The sequence below is a fragment of the Parazoarcus sp. PS-13 R2A genome (assembly GCF_057621855.1).
In genome coordinates this window covers 30,629-51,739 of sequence record NZ_JBYEXN010000016.1, presented here as the reverse complement: position 1 = coordinate 51,739, position 21,111 = coordinate 30,629, and the positions used below count along the sequence as shown (strand labels likewise).

The 21,111-nt window shown below is 63.8% G+C and carries 19 protein-coding genes; 7 read left to right on the top strand and 12 right to left on the bottom strand.

Features of this window, described 5'->3' with window-relative positions:
* Positions 1–35 precede the first annotated feature (35 nt).
* The 12 genes from cheZ to AC22G6_RS14955 all read right to left on the bottom strand — a co-directional run bounded on the left by cheZ (position 36) and on the right by AC22G6_RS14955 (position 11,972).
* Positions 36–908, bottom strand: coding sequence for a protein phosphatase CheZ (cheZ, locus tag AC22G6_RS15010; protein WP_487367427.1), 873 nt, complete (start codon positions 906–908; stop codon positions 36–38).
* Between the two features lie 32 nt (positions 909–940).
* Entirely contained in the window at positions 941–1,342 is a 402-nt protein-coding gene (gene cheY / locus AC22G6_RS15005; protein WP_108976102.1) for a chemotaxis response regulator CheY, read from the bottom strand.
* Positions 1,343–1,369: 27 nt separating this feature from the next.
* Positions 1,370–2,329, bottom strand: a complete 960-nt coding sequence (locus AC22G6_RS15000) for a chemotaxis protein (RefSeq protein ID WP_108976104.1) — start codon at positions 2,327–2,329, stop codon at positions 1,370–1,372.
* 9 nt (positions 2,330–2,338) lie between these two features.
* On the bottom strand, positions 2,339–3,307 hold the full coding sequence (locus tag AC22G6_RS14995) for a chemotaxis protein (RefSeq protein ID WP_487367426.1): 969 nt from the start codon (positions 3,305–3,307) through the stop codon (positions 2,339–2,341).
* A gap of 137 nt (positions 3,308–3,444) precedes the next feature.
* A complete protein-coding gene (locus AC22G6_RS14990) occupies positions 3,445–5,121 on the bottom strand; it encodes a methyl-accepting chemotaxis protein (RefSeq protein WP_487367425.1) in 1,677 nt (558 codons plus the stop codon).
* A gap of 137 nt (positions 5,122–5,258) precedes the next feature.
* Complete coding sequence (locus AC22G6_RS14985) at positions 5,259–5,870, bottom strand: chemotaxis protein CheB (RefSeq protein WP_487367424.1); 612 nt, start codon at positions 5,868–5,870, stop codon at positions 5,259–5,261.
* A gap of 9 nt (positions 5,871–5,879) precedes the next feature.
* Positions 5,880–6,815, bottom strand: a complete 936-nt coding sequence (locus AC22G6_RS14980) for a CheR family methyltransferase (protein WP_487367423.1) — start codon at positions 6,813–6,815, stop codon at positions 5,880–5,882.
* Between the two features lie 61 nt (positions 6,816–6,876).
* On the bottom strand, positions 6,877–7,896 hold the full coding sequence (gene motB, locus AC22G6_RS14975) for a flagellar motor protein MotB (protein WP_487367422.1): 1,020 nt from the start codon (positions 7,894–7,896) through the stop codon (positions 6,877–6,879).
* Positions 7,897–7,969: 73 nt separating this feature from the next.
* A complete protein-coding gene (motA, locus tag AC22G6_RS14970; protein ID WP_108948900.1) occupies positions 7,970–8,824 on the bottom strand; it encodes a flagellar motor stator protein MotA in 855 nt (284 codons plus the stop codon).
* Between the two features lie 136 nt (positions 8,825–8,960).
* Positions 8,961–9,518: a flagellar transcriptional regulator FlhC gene (flhC, locus tag AC22G6_RS14965; protein WP_487367421.1), complete on the bottom strand. Its 558-nt coding sequence runs from the start codon at positions 9,516–9,518 to the stop codon at positions 8,961–8,963.
* Positions 9,519–9,530: 12 nt separating this feature from the next.
* Positions 9,531–9,848 carry a flagellar transcriptional regulator FlhD gene (gene flhD / locus AC22G6_RS14960; RefSeq protein ID WP_108976115.1) on the bottom strand — a complete coding sequence of 106 codons (318 nt, stop codon included), beginning with the start codon at positions 9,846–9,848 and terminating at the stop codon, positions 9,531–9,533.
* 147 nt (positions 9,849–9,995) lie between these two features.
* A complete protein-coding gene (locus AC22G6_RS14955; protein WP_487367420.1) occupies positions 9,996–11,972 on the bottom strand; it encodes a GGDEF domain-containing response regulator in 1,977 nt (658 codons plus the stop codon).
* A 163-nt stretch (positions 11,973–12,135) separates the two neighbouring features.
* On the opposite strand from AC22G6_RS14955, the gene AC22G6_RS14950 reads away from it, so the two are divergent.
* The 7 genes from AC22G6_RS14950 (at position 12,136) to AC22G6_RS14920 (ending at position 21,103) form a co-directional block, all read left to right on the top strand.
* Positions 12,136–12,678 (top strand): NUDIX hydrolase, encoded by a 543-nt coding sequence (locus AC22G6_RS14950; RefSeq protein ID WP_487367419.1) that lies wholly within the window; start codon positions 12,136–12,138, stop codon positions 12,676–12,678.
* A 124-nt stretch (positions 12,679–12,802) separates the two neighbouring features.
* Entirely contained in the window at positions 12,803–13,438 is a 636-nt protein-coding gene (locus AC22G6_RS14945) for an HNH endonuclease (RefSeq protein ID WP_487367418.1), read from the top strand.
* 132 nt (positions 13,439–13,570) lie between these two features.
* Positions 13,571–15,079: a xanthine dehydrogenase small subunit gene (gene xdhA, locus AC22G6_RS14940; protein ID WP_487367417.1), complete on the top strand. Its 1,509-nt coding sequence runs from the start codon at positions 13,571–13,573 to the stop codon at positions 15,077–15,079.
* Positions 15,066–17,384 (top strand): xanthine dehydrogenase molybdopterin binding subunit, encoded by a 2,319-nt coding sequence (gene xdhB / locus AC22G6_RS14935; RefSeq protein WP_487367416.1) that lies wholly within the window; start codon positions 15,066–15,068, stop codon positions 17,382–17,384. Before xdhA ends, xdhB begins: the two co-directional genes overlap by 14 nt.
* Entirely contained in the window at positions 17,381–18,463 is a 1,083-nt protein-coding gene (gene xdhC / locus AC22G6_RS14930; RefSeq protein WP_487367415.1) for a xanthine dehydrogenase accessory protein XdhC, read from the top strand. Before xdhB ends, xdhC begins: the two co-directional genes overlap by 4 nt.
* A complete protein-coding gene (locus AC22G6_RS14925; RefSeq protein WP_487367414.1) occupies positions 18,460–20,052 on the top strand; it encodes an ABC transporter ATP-binding protein in 1,593 nt (530 codons plus the stop codon). The genes xdhC and AC22G6_RS14925 overlap by 4 nt, the downstream gene beginning before the upstream one ends.
* Positions 20,039–21,103 carry an ABC transporter permease gene (locus AC22G6_RS14920; RefSeq protein ID WP_108948908.1) on the top strand — a complete coding sequence of 355 codons (1,065 nt, stop codon included), beginning with the start codon at positions 20,039–20,041 and terminating at the stop codon, positions 21,101–21,103. The genes AC22G6_RS14925 and AC22G6_RS14920 overlap by 14 nt, the downstream gene beginning before the upstream one ends.
* The last annotated feature ends 8 nt before the right edge of the window (positions 21,104–21,111 follow it).

Sequence of the window (21,111 nt, the reverse complement as noted above, 5' to 3'; positions counted from 1 at the left end):
GCCGGGTCAGAATGCCCGTACGGCCAGCGTGCAGATCAGAAACCCAGGCTCTCGAGGAGGTCATCGACCTGCCCCTGGCTGGTCACCACGTCATCGCGGCCTTCACTGCTCACCACCGGGCCATTCATCAGCCCGGCATTCTTCTCGATGCGCATCTCAGCGGGCGCAACCTCGAGCAGGACCTCGAGAAGTTGCGACTCCAGGGTCTGCGCCATGTCGACTACCTTCTTGATGACCTGGCCGGTGAGATCCTGGAAGTCCTGCGCCATCATGATCTCGAGCAGTTGCGCATTCGTGGCGCGACTGCCGTCGCTGACGGCGGACAGAAAGCCCCGGGTCTCGCCCGCCAGTGCCTTGAACTCTTCAACCGAGAGTTCGTTCGCATACAGTCGGTCCCACCTCGCGCGCAGTGCGTCGGCATCGCTTTCGAGCTTGTCCTGAATCGGTTTGGCCACATCGGTGGCGTTTAGCACCCTGCTCGCCGCCTGTTCGGTCATCTGCGCGATGTAGGTCAGGCGCTGACGTGCATCGGGCATCGCCTGCGCGACCTCCTGCAGGGCAGAGTCGAATCCGAGCTCGAGGAGCGAGTCGTGCACCTTGCGCGTCATCTGACCGATACGATTGAATACGGCTTCCGGGGCCGCTGCATCCTGCTCTGCGGCGGCAGGCGCTGGCTCCGGCAAATGCACGTCGGGCTCTGCCCCCTCGGATACGTCGAATTCGGCGGCAACCGAGTCGAACAACGCCTGCAGTTCGTCGCTGTCGTCCGTTTCGGGGGCTGCGGCCGGTGCGGGCACTGGACGCTGGAGCACGGGTTCGGGCTCGGCCTGGGGCGACGCAATGCTGTCGAACAGGGCCTGCAGTTCATCCGAATCGCTCGCTTCGTCAAATTTCATCCGCTTCGCCATTTCCTGGCTCCCTATGTGGTTCGTGCTGCCAGTCAGGCAGCTGCACTTTTGCCGAGCTTCTCGAAGATCTTCTCCAGCTTCTCGGACATGGTCGCAGCGGTGAAAGGCTTGACGATGTAGCCGTTGGCCCCGGCCTGCGCGGCTGCGATGATGTTTTCCTTCTTGGCCTCGGCCGTGATCATCAGCACCGGAAGATGCTTCAGCTGCGGCGTGCGGCGGATGGTCTGCAGCAGGGTCAGGCCATCCATGTTGGGCATGTTCCAGTCGGTCACGACGAAATCGAAGGGGGAAGCACTGAGCTTTTGCAGTGCAACCACGCCATCTTCAGCCTCGTCGACATTGGTGTAACCCAGCTCCTTGAGCAGGTTGCGCACGATGCGGCGCATGGTCGAAAAATCATCCACGACCAGAAATTTCAGTTTTGGGTCAGCCATCTCATTCTCCGTTGTGCCCGTTCCCGATCAAGCCTGGCGTGCGCGCTGGAGCAGCGGCCGCAAGGTCTCGGCGAGAACATCAGCGTCGAATTTTGCCACGTATGAATCCACACCGACCCTTTTCCCCATCGCCCGATTCGCTTCCGATGACAGGGAGGAGTGCATCACGACGGGAATTCCGTCGAAGCGGCTGTCGTTCTTGATATTGCGCGTCAGCACGTAACCGTCCATTTCGGGCATCTCCGCATCGACCATGATGAGATCGATCTCATCACCGACGTGATGCCCCATCTGCTGGGCGTGCGCTGCCATGCCTTCCAGCCGCGTCCACGCCTCAAGCCCGTTCTGCGCATGCTTGTGGCGGACACCCAGCTTGTCGAGCACTTCGGCGATCTTGCGCCGGGCAACGGCCGAGTCATCCACGAAGAACACGTTCACGTCATCGCCGCCATGCAGTGGACTAATGTTGCCGACGATCGCCTCGCCGAAGGTATTGGCCAGAATGGTCTCGACATCAAGAATCGACACCAGCTTGCCATCGGCCAACTCCGTGATCGCAGTGATGTAGTTCTGACTGTTCGACGACACGTTGTCAGGCGTGCGCACCTTGTCCCATTCGACGCGGATGATGCGATCGACCTCCTTCACCAGGAAGCCGAGGGTGCGCTTGCTGTACTCGGTCACCATCATCGAGCCGCCGAGGGCATCGCCGGGCGCGCTCAGGCCGAGAATCTTGGCCAGGGACAGCACGGGAATGACGTTGCCACGCAGGGAGATCAGACCCTCCACACCGCGCGGCATGTTGGGTGCCTTGGTGATGAAGGGCGTCTTGGACACCTCGCGCACCTTGAACACGTTGATCCCGAAGGTTTCGCTGGTACCGAGCGAAAACAGCAGGATCTCCATTCGGTTCGAGCCGGCCAGCATGGTGCGGCCGTCTACCGAATCGAGCAGGGCGGTATCTTCTTTCTGGTCGAGACTCAACATTGACTCACCTCACTTCCTGACCGGCGCGACATTGCGGCTGATCAGGCGACGCAGCGTCTGCGACAGGCGCTGCGGTTCAAACTTGGGAACGTATTCATCCACACCGACCGACTTGCCAAGCTGCTGGTTCGACATGCCCGACAGCGAAGAATGCATCACCACCGGCACGCCCTCGAAACGCGGGTCGGCCTTGATGTTGCGGGTCAGGATATATCCGTCCATCTCGGGCATTTCGACATCGGTCAGCACCAGGCTCAGGGTGTCGCTCACCTTCCGCCCAGCAGCTTCTGCCTGCGCAGCCATCAGCTTGAGCTCTTCCCACGCACGACGCCCGTTTACGGCCGAGATGTACTTCACACCGAGCACATCGAGCGTCTGGCAGATCTGCTTGCGTGCCACTGACGAATCGTCGGCGAACAGCACCAGATGTTCGCCGCCATTGTCAATTGGTGTGATGTCCTTGAACATGTGGCTGTCGTCGTAGCGGGTCGTCTCCGACAGCACCTTTTCGACATCGAGCAGCATCACCAGGCGGTTCTCCGGCAATTCGGTGACGGCGGTGACCAGGCCGCCCATGTTGGCGGTCAGCATGTCGGGCGGCACCCGCATCTGCGACCAGTCCAGGCGCAGAATGGTGTCGACCGCTTCGACCAGGAAACCCTGGGTGTGGCCGTTGTACTCGGTCACGATCATGATGTCGCGCGGCGTGTCGGCCCCCACGCCAACGTAGCGCGCCAGATCAACCACCGGCACCAGTGCGCCGCGCAGGCTGACCATGCCCACGACCGATGCGGGCATCTCCGGCGCGGCGGTGATGGCCGGCGTACGCATGACCTCACGCACCTTGAAAACGTTGATACCGAAAGTCTCGCGCCGGCCCGTTTTCTGATCCGTACCCAGCGTAAACAGCAGGATCTCCAGCTTGTTGGTCCCGGCAAGGCGGGTACGGGCATCGATATTCTTCAGTAACTCGGACATTTCATTCTCCGCACGCTTGCGGCTGCTGGCCCGGTCAACGCGACCGGTAGCGCTGTTGTGTAGTGTATCGACCCGAAGGGATCAGACTTTAGCAAGTGGCCGACATTGTGCCCCGGACTACAGGGCGAGTGCACCCCTCAAGCCTGATAGCCCATGCGGAATCCGCCCCACTGGCGGCCATTGACATACACCGGCGCCGAGATGTCGTGCATGATCTCGCCGGTATCGCGGCGATAGGTCTGGATCAGGAACTGCAGTTCATGCGCGCCACAGCGCTTGCCCACCGGATCGTCAAAGATCCGCTTGCTGCGGTTGCCGACAAAGTCCTTGTCGTAGTCCCCGGTCAGGGGCTGGGAAAAGCGCGTGTTATGGGTTGGAACGTAGCCACGCCGGTCGCAGCCGATGGCGTAGATGATTTCACCGTGCTTCTGCAGGATCGCCTCCTGAACGCGGGGAAACAGCTTGTCGGTGAATGCATCGAAACGCGTGGTGTATTTCTGCGGCCGGGTATTGGGAATGGGCTGGGAGGTCTGGTCGAACAAGGCGTCGGCCGTGATCTGCCCTGCCGCAATCGCCTGCTCCATGAGCCGCCCGAGTTCGCGGGCGGCCTGCTGCACGATCGCGGGCATCATCTTGTGGGTGGCCATGGCCTTCTCGCCTTCGGCACCGAGACGGAACACGTTGCTGATCTCGTGCAGGTTGAGCGCCAGGCTGTCGAGCTCGTGCGCCTCGTCGAGCGTCTTCGCCGCACCGTCGGCATTGCGCTCGACCATGCTCATGATCTGGCGGACGTTTCCGACCACCTTGTCGGCCTCATCCCCCTGCCGGGAGATGGACTGCGCGATTTCATCCACCCGCTCCATGGTCTGCTGAGCGCCACGATTGATCTGCTCGAGGGAACTGGCCGCCTGGCGCGCGAGCTCGGCGCCGGCGCGGGCCTGCTCGCTGCCCTGCTTGATGGAAACGATTGCTGCACCGGTTTCCGTCTGGATGGCGGTGATCATCGTGCCGATCTCACTCGTGGCAGCAGACGTGCGTTCCGCCAGTTTTCTCACCTCGTCGGCGACCACCGCGAAACCCCGGCCCTGCTCGCCAGCACGCGCAGCCTCGATCGCCGCATTGAGGGCAAGCAGGTTGGTCTGATCGGCAATCTCGCGGATCACCTTCACGATGCCGCTGATCGCCTGCGAGCGTTCGCCAAGCGCCGAGATCACCTGTGCGGACTGCTCCACCGAGCGGGCAATCAGGTCGATCTCGGACGAGGCGCTGGACACCACTCGTGCGCCCTCGATCGACAGTTCCCGTGCCTCCTGCGCATTCCGGGCCGTTTGCGACGCATGACCGGCGATCGCATTCACGCCGGTCGTCATCTCCTCGATTGCCTGCGCCATCTGTTCCGATGCACTGCGTTGCGACGTCGATCCCTCGGCCACGCCGGCAGCGAGCGACGACAGCGTTTTGGCCTTTTCCGCCACACGCTGGGCGTCGTAGATCACCTTGCCGACGATGCCCTGAAAGCTCGCAATCAGGCGGTTGTAGTGCTCGATGCAGTCGGACAGGGGGCCGCTCGTCGTCGCCGCCCGCCGCGACAGATCGCCATCCTCGTAGGTTTTCCGCAGCGTCGCGGCAAAGTCCCCGAGCGGCGAGCCGAAACGCAGCTTCAGCAGCATGGCGGCAAGCGCAGCGACCGCAACACCGACAAGCGCATGTGCAGCCATCGCAATCCACGCCGGCGCCGGGTCGATCGCGGCAACGATGCCGCCTCCGAGGCCTGCCAGCAGGCCCAGCATGATGCAAACCGACCACATCCTCATCTCCCTCTCCTCTCGCGCTCACTGCCGCATATCTCATCACAGGCCGCGCGCTTGCGGCGCAGCTCCAATGTCTTCAGCTATCGGCGCGGATCCAGAACTTCTTTAGCCCTGATCCACAACATGAACGGAAATAGCGCTCAGGTGCCCGCGCCCTGGGCCGCAAGCCGCACCTGAATACGCCCTGCAATGTCGGACAGACTGACGATTTCACGCGCAGCGCCCAGCAGCGCCGCTTCGCGTGGCATGCCGTACACCACACAGGAAGCCTCATCCTGCGCGATCGTCCACGCCCCGCCCTGGGACATGCGCAGCAGACCCGCCGCACCATCCCGCCCCATGCCGGTCAGCAGCACGCCGACGGCAGCGCGTCCAAGTACCGCTGCCGCCGAGTGAAAAAGCACATCAACCGAAGGACGGTGCCGGTTGACCGGATCCGACTTCGCCAGCCCACACTGGAAACCCGTCCCCCCGCGACGAATGCTCAGATGCGAATGACCAGGCGCAATATAGACGGTTCCGGGCTCGACACGCTCGCCGTGCTCGGCCTCCTTGACCCGCAGCGCGCACAAGCCGTCGAGCCGGCGCGCAAAGGAGCCGGTAAACATCTCCGGCATGTGCTGGACGATCATGATCGCGGGCATGCTCGCAGGCAGCCCCGTCAGCACTTCGCGGATCGCCTCGGTGCCACCGGTCGAGGCGCCGATGAAGACGATGCTGCCACCCGCTGTTGTGCCGAAAACGTGACTCACGCCGGCACCTCAGCGCAAGGGCGAATCGAGCCGCACATACACCGTGCGCCCGCGCGAACGCACAAGGTCTGCGGCATGCATGAAACTCTCCGAGTGCCCGGCATACAACTGCCCGTCGGGGCGCAGCAGCGGAACGAAGCGCTTGAGAATGCTGTACTGGGTGGGCTTGTCGAAGTAGATCATCACGTTGCGGCAGAAGATCGCATCCAGCGGTCCCTGCACCGGCCACATGGGGTCAAGCAGGTTGATGCGGCGGAAGCTGACCAGGCGGCGCAGTTCCGGGCGGATCTCGAATGCCCCGGCGTCAGCGCCACTGCGCGGGGTGAAGAACCGGCTCTTGCGCGCATCGGACAGGCGCTCGATACGATCCTGCCGATAGATGCCCGCCTCCCCGTGCGCCAGCACCGAGGTGTCGATATCGCTGGCAAGGATCTGCACCGGCGGCGCGAGGGAGTTGAACGCCTCACACGCAGTCATCGCCAGCGAATACGGCTCTTCCCCGGTCGAGGCTGCGTTGCACCAGATCCGGATCGTACGCTTCTCGCCGACCTGGCGGAGCTGATCGGCGAGGATGTCGAAGTGGTGAGGCTCACGAAAGAAGGAGGTGAGGTTGGTGGTCAAGGAATTGACGAAGGTCTCCCACTCCCCCCGGTCGCGCTCGAGTCTGGCCAGATACTGCGCAAACGTGCGGTCGCCGCAACTGCGCAGACGGCGCGCGAGGCGGCTGTAGACCATGTCCTGCTTGGCCGACGACAGGGCAATGCCCGCGTGTTGATGGATCAGGGTACGGATGCGCTCGAAATCGGCCGGCGTAAACTCGAACTCACGATCGCGCGCAGCCAGACCGGGCGCAGAAGCGGCAGGCGAGAACGGTGCCCGCCGAGGCGCATCCGGTGCAGTGCCTGCCGGCGACAAGGGCCGCCGCGGCGGAGGATCGAAAACCATGCATGAACCTCTTCAAGTGCGCGCAATGAACGCACACGCGGCGCTCACATGCTGCTGTTCCTTATCGCCCCAGCGCCGGGCGGATATTCGGGATGATTCCTTGCGCAGCCGATCCACTGCTGCCGTCGCGCGTCAGCGTCGCAGGATCGAGCGGCGCTGACGCGCTGACATCGAGGTTGCCACCCTCGCCACGAATGGCGGCTTCGGTGCGCTTGTTGAGCACGATGATGCTGATTCGGCGGTTGATCGGATCGAGCGGATCTTCCTTCCGGAGCGGAATGGTGTCGGCAAGCCCCACCACACGCACCACCTTGGCCACCTCGAGACCGCCGCTGACGAGTTCGCGGCGCGAAGCATTCGCTCGGTTGCTGGACAGCTCCCAGTTGGAGAAGCCGCGATCGCCGCCAGCATAGCGCGCCGAGTCGGTATGGCCCGAGAGGCTGATGCGATTGTCCACGTCATTGAGCGCACGCCCGATCGAACGCAGCAGGTCGCGCGTATAGGGCTGAAGGTTCGCACTTGCGGAGGTGAACATCGGCCGGTTCTGTTCGTCCACCAGCTGGATGCGCAGCCCCTCCGAGGTGATGTCCATCAGGATCTGCTCCTTGAACTGCCGGAGCTGTGGGTCAGCCTCGATGATGGCTTCGATGCGCCCCTTGAGATCGACCAGCCGGGCCCGTTCGCGACGCAGCTCGGCCTCTTCGGCACTGCCATCGGCGGGATCGGACGGGTTCCGGTCGCGCGCAGCGTCAACATTGATGGCACGGGTGCTCGGCGTATCGCCACGCTTGACCTGCCCCACCTTGCGCGACAGATCCTCGCCACCGCCCTTGATGATGCTGGAACTGTCTCCCGAGCCCTCGCCGCCAGCCATCGCCAGCTTGAGCGGATTCTGGAAGTGATCGGCAATGCCTTCCAGGTCGCCCTGCGCGGTCGAGCCGAGCAGCCACATCAGCAGGAAAAACGCCATCATCGCGGTCACGAAGTCGGCATACGCAATCTTCCAGGCACCGCCGTGCGCGCCACCGCCGCCTTTCTTGATGCGCTTGACGATGATTGGTTGCTGGCTTTCGTCGCTCACGACTCCACCCCGACCGGAACCGGATCCGGATCAGAACGCACCAGCACGAAGCCTGTTTCCGCCATGCCCTGCCTCAGCCCTTGCGGTTCTTGATTTCTTCTTCGAGCTCGGTAAAGGTCGGCCGATCGGAGGCGTACAGCACCTTGCGTCCGAACTCGACCGCCACCTGCGGCGCATAGCCGTTCATGCTCGCCAGCAGCACCACCTTCATCACCTGGTAGATCTTTCCACCCTCTTCGACCTTCTGCTCGATCTGGCTTGCAAGCGGGGCCACGAAACCGTAGGACACGAGAATACCGAGGAAGGTACCGACCAGCGCGCCGCCGATCATCTTGCCCAGCACCGCCGGCGGCTCGCCCACCGAGCCCATCACGTTCACCACGCCCATCACCGCCACCACGATACCGAAGGCCGGCACCGAATCGGCGACCTTGGACACGATATGGGGCGCCACATGCGCTTCCTGGTGATGGGTCTCGATCTCCATGTCCATCAGGTTCTCGATCTCGAACGCATTCAGGTTGCCGCCCACCATCATGCGCAGGTAGTCGCACAGGAACTCGACCACATGGTGGTCCGATGTCACGCTCGGATACTTCGAAAAGATCGGGCTCGAATCCGGGTTCTCGATGTCGTTCTCGATCGACATCAGGCCTTCCTTGCGCACCTTGGCCAGGATCTCGAACAGCATCGCCAGCAAATCGACGTAAAGCGCGCGGTTGTACTTTGAGCCCTTGACCGCCATGCTCAGCGAGCCCAGCGTGGCCTTGAGTGCCTTCGGCCCGTTTCCGGCCACGAAGCCGCCGATCATGAGGCCGAAAATGGCGATGTACTCGAGCGGCACCCACAGTGCGAGCAGGCTGCCGTGCACCGCATAGGTGCCGATCGACGCGGCGAGAATGATGACGTAGCCGATGATCAGAAACACTGCTTACTCCAGGCTAGAATCACGGGTCGGTTGGGAATGCAAAATTGTAACGGCCCGCAGCGTAAAAACTTGAACTCCGGGCACGAAAAAAAGGCTGCCTCCGGATCAGGCAGCCTTTCTGTTGGAAACGGCAGCGTCAGGCCGCAACCGTATCCCTGACCTTGGTCTTGCGCACCGCCGTCCGCTTGGTCTTGCCTGCACGCGAAGGCATGTTGCACAGACCGCAGACATAGGCCTGCGTCGGGTCGTATGCATGGGCCACAAAGTGCCCGCCGCAACAGGTGCAGCCCGCCATGTGCAGCAGGTCGGCATCAAAGAAGCGGACCAGGGTCCACGCGCGGGTCAGGCTGAGCACCGGTTCCATCTGCTCGGCCTCGATCTGATCGAGATAGAGATGATAGGACTTCAGGATGGCTTCGAGACCACTGACACCAGCCTTCTTCTCGAAGAAGCGATGAAAGCCCATGAACAGCGACGAGTGCACGTTGGGCTGCCAGGTCATGAACCAGTCGGTCGAAAACGGCAGCATGCCCTTGGGCGGCGACACCCCGCGAACTTCCTTGTAGATCTTGAGCAGCTTCTCGCGGCTGAGCTGGGTTTCGACCTCGAGCATCTGCATGCGCGCGCCGAGCTGCACCATTTCCACCGCGCGGCGAATGTCGTCCGCTTCGTCGATAATCCGTTTGTTCTTCATTTTCTCTTCTCCTCAGGCAGCTTCCTCGGCAGCCTTGCCGGCAGCGATGATCGCTGCATGCAGACTGGAGCTTGCCTGATCGCGGCCCTCGCCCGCCATCAGGCGGCCAAGTTGCTCATCATTGAATCGGAACTGCGGCATCAACATCTGGTTGTTGGACATGCGCACGAGCTTCGCAGCGGAAAGCCCCTCGATCAGGTCGGCAAACGCCTCGCCCACGCCGAGCCTGAACATTGCAGTTTCCCGATCACTGCGCAGCATCTGCTGTGCCAGCATCAGATAGGCCAGGTTCAGCTCGCGAATCTCTGCCTGAAAATCGGGGCGTTTCATGAAAAATGACTCCCTTTCAGGGACAAGCGGCTTTGAAGTTAAAGTAATTTCTGAACATCCGCAAGCTTTCCCATGCCGCAATGGGGGTCAATGCTGTTGCAAACAGACAACACCTCTTCAGCCCAGCTCATGCCAAACGGGCAAAAATCAGGCCGGTGCTTCCGGTTGCTGCACCGAGGCGACGCGATTCCGGCCCTGACGCTTCGCCATGTAGGCGCCACGGTCGGCCTGTTTGATCAGCGCGTCGAGATCGGCCATCGCGCCATCTCGCATCGCCACCCCGATACTGACCGTCAGTTCAAGCGCGGGACCACCGGTCTCGATCAGGAGAGCATCCACCGATGCACGCAAGCGCTCGGCACAGATCATGGCCGAGGTCAGCCCGGTCTCTGGACAGATCACCAGAAATTCGTCGCCACCGGTGCGACAGATCACGTCCTGCCCGCGCAAGGCCTCGCGCAAGGCATCCGCGGCCTGGCGCAGGACCATATCGCCGACGTCGTGGCCGTGCGTGTCGTTGATGAGCTTGAACCCATCGAGATCGATGATCATGCACGACAGCGGCCGGCGATTACGGGTAGCCGTCACCCATTCCTGGTGCATGCGGTCAATGGCATAGCGACGGTTCGGGAACCCGGTCAGCGCATCGGTCAATGCCACTTCCTGCAATCGCCGGTTCGAGATCGCAAGCTCGGCTGCGAAATGCCGGACTTCCTCGCGGTCGCGCTCAAGTTCCTGCTGCAGGCGCACGACGCGCTGCCCTGCATGGAAACGTGCGGTAAGCACCTTGGGACGGAACGGCTTGAGCAGAAAATCGTCTGCGCCTGACTCGAACGCATCGATCAGGCGATCGTCGTCATCGTTCGGCGCAAGCAGCAGGATGTACATCCTGCGCCCCACGCGGGTGGCACGCAGGGCACGAATCAGCCGTTCGCTCTCAGCACCGAACACACCGCAATCGATCACCATCATGTGCGGCTGAAGCTCGACAACCGCCTCCAGCACCTGCTGCCCGGGGCGGACCTCGAACAGGCGATGCCCCTCGCCGTCAAGCACTTCGCGCAGCTGGTCACGACTGCTCGCCTCGTCATCCACCAGCAGGACGCGCAAAGCCGCACTCGGGCTCTGCGGAGCGGCTTCAACCGCAACACTCGCCTCCGGCACCGCACATTCGCCGGGCTTCACCGCAGCGCTTGCATCGCCCCCGTCACCCGGGCACAGCTCCGAGAACTGCGGCGGCGTAACCGTGTCGATCTGCAGCAGCTTGCCCCATTCGACCCATTGGCGTCCGATGTCGCTGCAGGCTCCGACGAACTCATCGCGGCTGTATCCGAGGCGCAAGGCCAGCTTCAACACCATCCCCATCAACGCTGGCTGATCGGCCTCTACGGCAAGGCAGATCTCCGCGACGGCCCGGGACAGCACGAGACACTGCATCATCGTCGCTTCGCGACTCTCGGGTGCGAAGGCCGCACGCTCGGTCTGCTCGAAGAAACGCACCGGCTCGGAGAAGACCGGCGGCAACCCCCAATCCACCAGCATGGCCGCACCCAGCTCGCGGTGGGTCATCGCCAGCGCTTCCTGCTCCAGGTCGAGCAGACGCCGATCCGGATTGCGCTGGACCTCAAGCAGCAGGCGGCCATACTCAACCGGATACACAGTCGCCATCGCCAGCTCGCCGATCCGCGCAAGCAGCCCGACCGAGAAGGCCTCGTCAGCGGCGACCACGCGCAGACGCTGAACCAGCGTTTGCATCGACAGTGCCATGACCAGCGAAGATGACCAGAAGCGCACGTAATCAAAGCCGGCGCATGCACCCTTGCGATAGCTCGACAGCAGCGAAAAACCGAGCGCCATCGTTCGCACCGCAGGCATGCCCAGCACCATCAGGGCTTCCTGCACCGACACGACCGAACGCCGCTGCAGCCCGACCAGACCGTTGGCGGCCTTGATGATACGGCCCACAAAAGCGGGGTCGCCCTTGATCACCCGCGCCAGCTCTGCCACCGACACGTCGTCGCTTTGCGTCATGCGAATGATGGCAAGCGCAACCCCGCGTGGGGAAGGAAGATCGCCCGTCGCCTTAAGCTGCGCAAAACGGTTCATGTCGATCGAAGGAGGCATGTTCTCGCAAGAAGTGAATTGGACCCTGTTCGCTAGCATAAACGCTAACGACGATATCTTGTACAGATCACATACACACACAGCGGTGCCGCCCCGCTGTTTCGATACTGATTGGCGCTGCACGGGCCTGTTAGAATTGGCATCGTATACAGGAAGCCCTCCCATGAAGTTCTGCTCAAGCTGCGGTGCCGCTGTCGATTTACGCATCCCCCCGGGCGATGCCTTGCCACGCCATGTCTGCGACAACTGCGGCACGATCCACTACCAGAACCCAAAGCTTGTCGTCGGCGCGCTGGCCGAGTGGGGAGACCGCATCCTGCTGTGCCGGCGTGCGATTGAACCCTGTTATGGCAAATGGACCTTGCCCGCGGGTTTCATGGAGAACAATGAAACCACCGCACAAGGCGCTGTGCGTGAAACCCTTGAAGAGGCCTGCGCGCGGATCGAGCTGGGCGAGATGTTCTCCCTGATCGACGTTCCCCATATCAGTCAGGTTCACATCGTGTATCGCGCCCGCCTGCTCGACCTCGACTTCCGCCCCGGCGAAGAGTCACTCGAAGTCGCACTGTTCGAAGAAGCGGACATTCCGTGGGACGACATTGCCTTCCGCACCATCGCACTGAGCCTGCGACACTTCTTTGAAGATCGTCGCAGTGGCAAGTGGTCTTTCCACACCGGCAGCATCGGGCCCGCGCCAAAAACCTGAAACCCTGCTTCGGCGCGCGCTGCAGCCCCCGGGGACAGCTTGCGCTGCGGGGAGTTGTCTGTTTTCATTCACAAACGTGGTGCGCCGCGTTTCGGTGCGCCCACCCAGAGGTAACGGAGGACGCGTGCTGATCGAACATGGAGCGACGCTGCTGGGACCGGACGGATTGGCCATTCAGGAAGATGGCCAGCATCCGTGGATCCTGTCGCTCGACATGAACGGCGCCCCCTACCGCTGGATCTCGTGGCAGGCTGCCTGTCACTACCATGCGCGTGATCTCGTGGCCTGGAGCATTGGCGACCATTCCTTCAGCTTCCTCGGCGGCACCTCGCGTCTCACCGGGAAACGATCGCAGATCACCACCCAGAGCATCATCGCCATCAAGGGACGCACGCAGCGCCCGGCGGCGCTCACCAAGGTGCCTCCACTCAGCAACCGCGAGCTGTTCCGGCGCGACCAGTTCCTCTGCGCCTACTGCGGACATCGCCTGCCCGGCAGCCAGCTCACCCGCGACCACGTGATGCCGGTTTCCCGCGGCGGCCGCGACGTGTGGATGAACGTGGTCACAGCCTGCCGGCCCTGCAACCAGCGCAAGAGCGGACGCACCCCCGAACAGGCGAGAATGGCGCTGCTTTATGCGCCCTATGTGCCGAACAAGGCCGAGTACCTGATTTTGTGCAATCGCCACATACTTGCTGACCAGATGGATTTCCTGACCCGCCATCTCCCGCGCCAGAGCAGGCTTCTCGCCATAGACTGACGGGCGTATTGCGCCAGTCTGGGGCATTATTTTGTGCATCGCACCAAGCTGGCGCACAAAATCCATCATTTTCAATACTTTGTATAAACAAGGGCACCGGCACGCCAGCACCGGCGATGCTAAATTCAAGCCATGACGACAGCAGAACTTCATTTCCTCCTCGACGGTCGCGACATCCGGCTGCATCAGGTCAGCCCGACAACGACGCTGCTCAACTGGTTGCGCGAAGACGAGGGACGCACCGGCACCAAGGAAGGCTGTGCCGAAGGCGACTGTGGCGCCTGTACCGTGGTCGTTGCCGAAGCACGTGACGGCGAGCTGGTCTGGCGCAGTGTCAACGCCTGCATCCAGTTCCTGCCCACCCTGCACGGCAAGGCCTTATTCACGGTGGAAAGCCTGCGTGCAGCCAAGGGCGGGTTGCATCCGGCCCAGGCGGCGATGGTGAGCTGCCACGGCTCTCAGTGCGGGTTCTGCACACCGGGCTTCGTGATGTCGCTGTTCGGGCTGTACCAGACCGAGGCCGCACCCGATGGTGACGCCGTGGCCGACGCGCTGTCCGGCAACCTGTGCCGCTGCACCGGCTACCGCCCGATCGTGGATGCCGCACAGGAAATGTATCGGCTGCCTGCACCCGACGGCGAACTGCCTGCGCCACAGTGGCAGAACGCAACCGACCCCGCGGCACAGGCCCTGCTCGACCGTCTCGTGCGCATGAATGCGGACGACGCCACGCTCGACATCGTCCATGCGGACGGCCGCTTCACCGCGCCGCGCAGCCTCGATGAATTTGCCAGCTGCGTCGCCACCTACCCGGACGCGACCATTCTCGCCGGCAGCACCGACATCGGCCTGTGGGTCACCAAGCAGTTCCGCGCCCTTCCGCACCTGATCTATCTTGGCCGGGCGCGCGAACTCAACCGCATTTCCGAAACCGACGGCTGGCTCGAAATTGCCGCCGCGGTGACGCTGGAAGACGCCTTCGAGGCCATCCTCCCGCACTACCCCGAACTCACCGAACTCTGGCGCCGCTTTGCCTCACGCCCGATCCGCAACGCCGGCACGCTGTGCGGCAACATCGCCAACGGCAGCCCCATCGGCGACTCGATGCCGGCGCTGATCGCCATTGGCGCCGAGGTGGTGCTGCGCCACGGCGATCGCACCCGTGCGCTGCCGCTCGAAGCGCTCTATCTGGGCTATCAGAAGAAGGATCTTGCACCGGGCGAATTCGTGCAGTGCGTCAGGATTCCCGTCGCACGCGGCCCCCTCGATGAACACCTGTTCCGCGCCTGGAAGATCTCAAAGCGTCAGGACCAGGACATCTCGGCGGTGTTCGCAGGCTTCTCGATCATTCATCACCATGGCATCGTCAGCAGCGCACGGCTCGCCTTCGGCGGCATGGCCGCAACGCCCAAGCGCGCCAGCCACGCGGAAGCCGCGCTCATCGGCCGCCCCTTCGATGCTGCGGCCCTGAGCGATGCCCGCGCCGCGCTCGCACTCGACTTTCAGCCGCTGTCCGACATGCGTGCGTCTGCCGAATACCGCATGAACGTCGCGCAGAACCTGCTCACCCGCCTGCACCATGAACTCGCAGGTCATCCGACCCGCATCGACAGCGTGGAGGCCGATCATGCTCAGCACTGAAGCACGCGGCAGCGCCGGCGCTGCCCTTCCCCACGAATCGGCAGTGCTGCACGTCACCGGCAGCGCCACCTATATTGACGACCTGCCCGAACTGCGACGCACGCTGCATGCGGCAATCGGACTCGCGACCGAAGCACATGCCCGCATCCTCAGCATCGACCTGTCGGCCGTCCGCGCGGCACCGGGTGTGGTCTGTGTGCTCACCGCAGACGACATTCCCGGCCTGAACGATTTCGGCCCTGTCGTGCACGACGACCCGATCTTCGCCACCGAAGAAGTGCAGTTTCATGGCCAGGCGCTGTTCGCAGTGCTTGCCGAAGACATGCGCGCCGCCCGCGCCGCCGCCCGTCTTGCCAAGGTCGAATACGACCGCCTGCCCGCGCTGCTCGGCATCGACGAAGCGCTCGAAGCCGGCACCCGGGTGCTGCCCGACGTCGCACTCCGGCAGGGCGATGTCGATACGGCCATCGGTGCCGCGCCGCATCAGCTCGAAGGCACCGTGCGCCACGGCGGACAGGATCACTTCTACCTCGAAACCCATATCGCCTACGTCATCCCGCAGGAAGACAGGACCTTCAAGGTGCATTCGTCGAGCCAGCACCCGGGCGAAGTCCAGTTGCAGGTCGCCCACGCGCTCGGTCTGGAGGCCAAGGACGTCACCGTCGAATGCCGACGCATGGGTGGCGGCTTCGGTGGCAAGGAAAGCCAGCCCGGGCAGATCGCCGCGATTGCCGCCATCGGCGCGCTGCGCACCGGGCGCCCGGTCAAGCTGCGCCTCGACCGCGACGACGACATGGTGCTCACCGGCAAGCGCCACGACTTCCGCATCGACTGGCACGTCGGTTTCGACGACGAGGGCCGCATTCTCGGCGTGCGTTTCCGCCAATCCACCCGCGCCGGCTATTCGGCCGACCTCACCGGTGCGATTGCCGACCGCGCGATGTTCCATGCCGACAACGCCTACTTCCTGCCCAGCGTCGCGATCGACTCCCACCGCTGCAAGACCCATACGGTATCGAACACCGCGTTTCGCGGCTTTGGCGGGCCGCAGGGCATGTTCGGCATCGAGGAGGTGATCGACGCCATTGCGCGCAAGCTCGAACTCGACCCGCTCGACGTGCGCAAGCTCAACTACTACGGCACCACCGAGCGCAACACCACGCACTACGGCCAGGTCATCGAAGACAACGTGATCCACGAGATGACGGCCGAACTCGAAGCCGGCTGCGACTATCGCGCCCGCCGCGAAGCCATCCGCGAGTGGAACGCAAACAGCCCGGTTGTGCGCCGCGGCATCGCCCTCACCCCGGTCAAGTTCGGCATCTCCTTCACCGCCACCCACCTCAACCAGGCCGGCGCACTGCTAAATGTGTATACCGATGGCACGGTGCTGCTCAACCACGGTGGCACCGAGATGGGACAGGGTCTGTTTACCAAGGTGGCGCAGGTGGTGGCCAGCGAATTGCAGATCGACATCGACCGCATCCGCGTCACCGCCTCCGATACCGCGCGCGTGCCCAATGCCTCGGCCACTGCAGCGTCGAGCGGTGCCGACCTCAACGGCAAGGCCGCACAAGACGCCGCACTCAAGATCAAGGCACGGCTCACCGAATTTGCCGCGGCCAGGTACGCCGTGCGCGAAGACCAGGTCGAGTTCCGCGCCAATCAGATCCATGCCGGCACCACCGTCGTCAGCTTTGCCGAGCTCGTGCATGCGGCGTGGATGGCGCGCGTCTCGCTGTCCGCGACCGGCTACTACCGCACACCCAAGATCGCCTACGACCGCGAAACCCTCTCGGGCCGCCCGTTCTATTACTACGCCTACGGGGTTGCGTGCAGCGAGGTCGCCATCGACACCCTGACCGGTGAGTCGAAAGTGCTGCGCACCGACATCCTGCACGACGCCGGCCAGTCGCTGAACCCGGCGATCGATATCGGCCAGGTCGAGGGCGGCTTCATTCAGGGCATGGGCTGGCTGACCATGGAAGAGCTGCACTGGGACGCAAGCGGACGCCTGCGCACTCATGCACCCTCCACCTACAAGATTCCGGCGGTCTCCGATGTCCCCAGGATCTTCAACGTTCGCCTGTGGGATCGCGCCATCAACGTCGAAGACTCGATCTTCCGCTCCAAGGCCGTCGGCGAGCCACCCTTCATGCTTGCGCTGTCGGTCTGGCACGCGATCAAGGACGCGGTGGCTGCGTCAGCCGACTACCGCGTCACCCCGATGCTCAACGCGCCGGCCACCGCCGAAGAGATCCTGCGCAGCGTGGACGACGCCCGTCAGCGGGCCCACACGCCATGACTGCCGGACGCCTGCTCGATCATCTGGCCGCCAGCCTCTGCGCCGGCGAGCCCATGGTGTGGATCGGCGTCGCGGAGACACGCGGCTCGGCACCGCGCGCGCCGGGCGCCCGCATGCTGGTCGGCATGGGCTCGAGCTTCGGCACCATCGGCGGCGGTCACCTCGAACTGCGTGCCATCGAAATTGCGCGCGGCATGATCGTCGATGACGCCGCTGGTCTTGCGACCGCCCCCAGAATCGAGCGCTTTCCGCTTGGGGCCAGCGTCGGCCAGTGCTGCGGCGGCGTGATGCACCTTGCCTTCGACGTCATTCGCCCGACTGAGCGTGCATGGGTCGAAGCGGCACGCGCACTGGCGCACGAGGACATCGAGTGGGTGCGCATCCTCAGCCTCGGGGGCGCACCTGTGCAGGTCGCCAGCCTCGCCAGCCTGCGCGCCGACAGCCGCCATCCGGCGCTCGCCGCCAGTGCGGCCGGGCTCGCCTCCCTTGCCGGCGACAGCGCCATGATCTGCTGCGACAGCCTTGGCGGCGAGCGCCACGTCATCGAACTCATGCGCCCGGCGGAGCTGCATCTGGCCTTGTTCGGTGCGGGCCATGTCGGCCGCGCACTGATCGAAGTCCTTGCCCGCCTGCCGATCCGCGTCACCTGGATCGACCCGCGCGAGTCGGAATTTCTGGCCTGGATGCCGCAGAATACGCGCCCCGTCCTGACCGACATGCCGGAAGCCGAAGTGCGACACCAACCTGCCAACACCGCCGTGCTGATCACCACGCACAGCCATGCGCTGGATCTGGAACTGGTGCGGACCTGGCTCGATCGCGGCGACTTCGGCTTTCTCGGCCTCATCGGCTCGACCTCCAAGCGCGCCAGCTTCGAAGCCAGGCTGCGCGCCCGCGGCTACACCGAAGCGCAACTCTCCCGCATCGTCAGCCCGGTCGGCGACCCCGCCGTCGTCGGCAAGGAACCCGAAGTCATCGCCATCGCGATTGCCGCGCAGCTCATGAGCCTGCGCAGCAAGCCACAGAACGTCCGGCACATCCGGCAAGATCATCCAGCCAAGGCATGCACGACACCATGACCCAGCAGACAAGCCCTTCCCCGGGCGCGCCGCCGCGCCTCGTACTGAGCAACATCCGCAAGGTCTACCCGACCGTGGTCGCCAACGACGGCGTCAATCTTGAAGTCGCGCCCGGCGAGATTCATGCCGTTCTCGGCGAAAACGGCGCCGGCAAGTCGACGCTGATGAAGATCATCTACGGCGTCACCCGGCCCAGCTCGGGGGAGATGCAGTGGGAAGGCAAGGATGTCACCGTCGAGAGCCCGGCGCATGCGCGCGAACTCGGCATCGGCATGGTGTTCCAGCACTTCTCGCTGTTCGAAACCCTGACCGTGGTCGAGAACGTCGCCCTCGCCCTGCCGGGCAAGCCCGATCTCGGCGAACTCGCGCAACGCATCGAAGAGGTCTCCAAGCGCTACGGCCTGCCGGTCGATCCGCGCCGCCATGTGCACGCGCTGTCGGTAGGCGAGCGTCAGCGGGTGGAGATCGTGCGCTGCCTGCTGCAGAACCCGCGCCTGCTGATCATGGACGAGCCGACCTCGGTGCTCACGCCGCAGGCCGTGCGCAAACTGTTCGAAACCCTGCGCCAGCTCGCCGCCGAAGGCTGCTCCATTCTGTACATCAGCCACAAGCTCGACGAAATCAAGGAGCTGTGCCACACCGCCACCGTGCTGCGCGGCGGCCGCGTCACCGGCCACTGCCGCCCGGGCGAGGAAACGCCGGAATCAATGGCGCGACTGATGATCGGCAAGGATCTGCCAGTGTGCGAACACGGTGCCAGCCAGGCCAGCAACGAGGTCCGCCTGCGCCTGGCCGGGCTGTCCCACGCCACACCCGACCCCTTCGCCACCGACCTGCGCGACATCCATCTCGACGTCCACGCCGGCGAGATCGTCGGCATTGCCGGCGTATCGGGCAATGGTCAGCAGGAGTTGCTGCGCGCGATCTCGGGCGAGGAACCGCTGTCGGAAAGATTCCCGGTGCAAATCCTCGGCACCGAAGCCGGTCGCATGAACCCCGGCCAGCGGCGCAAACTCGGCATGTGCTTCGTGCCTGAAGAGCGCCTCGGTCGTGGCGCCGTGCCCACGATGTCGCTCGCCGACAACGCGATCCTGACCGCGGCGAAGTCGCAGCATTTTGTTAACGGGGGCTTTCTGGCCTTCAGCCGTGCGCGGACCTTTGCCGAGAAGTGCATCGAGTCCTTCAGCGTCAAGTGCGGCGGCGCCCCTTCGCCAGCCAAATCGCTCTCGGGCGGCAACCTGCAGAAGTTCATCATGGGCCGCGAAATCCTGCAGGCACCCAAGCTGCTGGTGTGCGCCCAGCCCACCTGGGGTGTCGATGTCGGCGCAGCCGCCTTCATCCGCCAGTCCATCATCGACCTGCGCAACCGTGGCTGCGCCGTGCTGGTCATCTCCGAGGAGCTGGACGAATTGTTCGAGATCTGCGACCGCATCGCGGTCATCGCCAAGGGCAGGCTGTCGCCGCTGCGCCCGACCGCTGAAACCTCGGTAGAGGATATTGGCGTGTGGATGAGCGGCCTGTGGCCAGGCTCCGAGCTCGCAACCGAAACGGTTGAACAGAAAGGGGAGCTCGCTCATGCTCAGGCTTGAACCCCGCGCCGAAGTCTCGCGCCTGATGAGCTACCTGTCGCCGGTACTGGCGGCCGTGCTCACCCTGATCGCAGGCATGGCCGTCTTCTCCTCGCTGGGCAAGGATCCGGTCGAAGGTCTGCGTCTGTTCCTGATCAGCCCGGTCAAGGATCTCTACGGCGTTTCCGAACTCCTGCTCAAGGCCACGCCGCTGATGCTGTGCGCCATCGGTCTCGCGGTGGGCTTCCGCGCCAACGTATGGAACATCGGCGCCGAGGGGCAATTCATGCTCGGCACCGTTGGTGCGACCGGCATGGCCCTGTATTTTCAGGAATCCGACAGCAGCCTCGTGCTGCCCGCAATGGTGCTCGCGGGTGCCGCCGCCGGCGCAGCCTGGGCCGCCATCCCAGCCCTGCTGAAAACGAAGTTCAACGCCAACGAGATTCTGGTGTCGCTGATGCTGGTCTATGTGGCGCAGTTGTTCGTGTCCTGGCTGGTGTTCGGGCCCTGGAAAGACCCGGACGGCTTCAACTTCCCGCAGACGGCAATGTTTGCCGACCATGCGCTGCTGCCGATTCTTGTTGAAGGCACACGCCTGCATGCGGGCTTCCTCATCGCGCTCACCGCGCTGGTCGCCGGCTACGCCTTCATGAACCGCAGCTACACCGGCTTCAAGATGCGGGTCGCGGGCGAAGCGGCCGAGGCCGCGCGTTACGCGGGCTTCTCTGCCAACCGCATGATCTGGATCGGCCTGCTCACCGGCGGTGCCGCAGCCGGCATTGCGGGCATGAGCGAAGTGGCCGGCCCCATGGGCCAGCTCACCGACAAGGTCAACCTGGGCTACGGCTTTGCCGCCATCATCGTGGCCTTCGTCGGCCGCCTCAACCCCTTCGGCATCCTGCTTGCCAGTCTGCTGATGGCCTTGCTGTACATCGGCGGCGAGCAGGTGCAGCAGTACATGAACCTGCCCAGCTCCATCTCGCTGGTGTTCCAGGGCCTGCTGCTGTTCTTCCTGCTGGGTTCGGACGTATTCATCCACTACCGGCTGAAGTTCGGCCGCGTTGCCGCCTGAGGATCGAT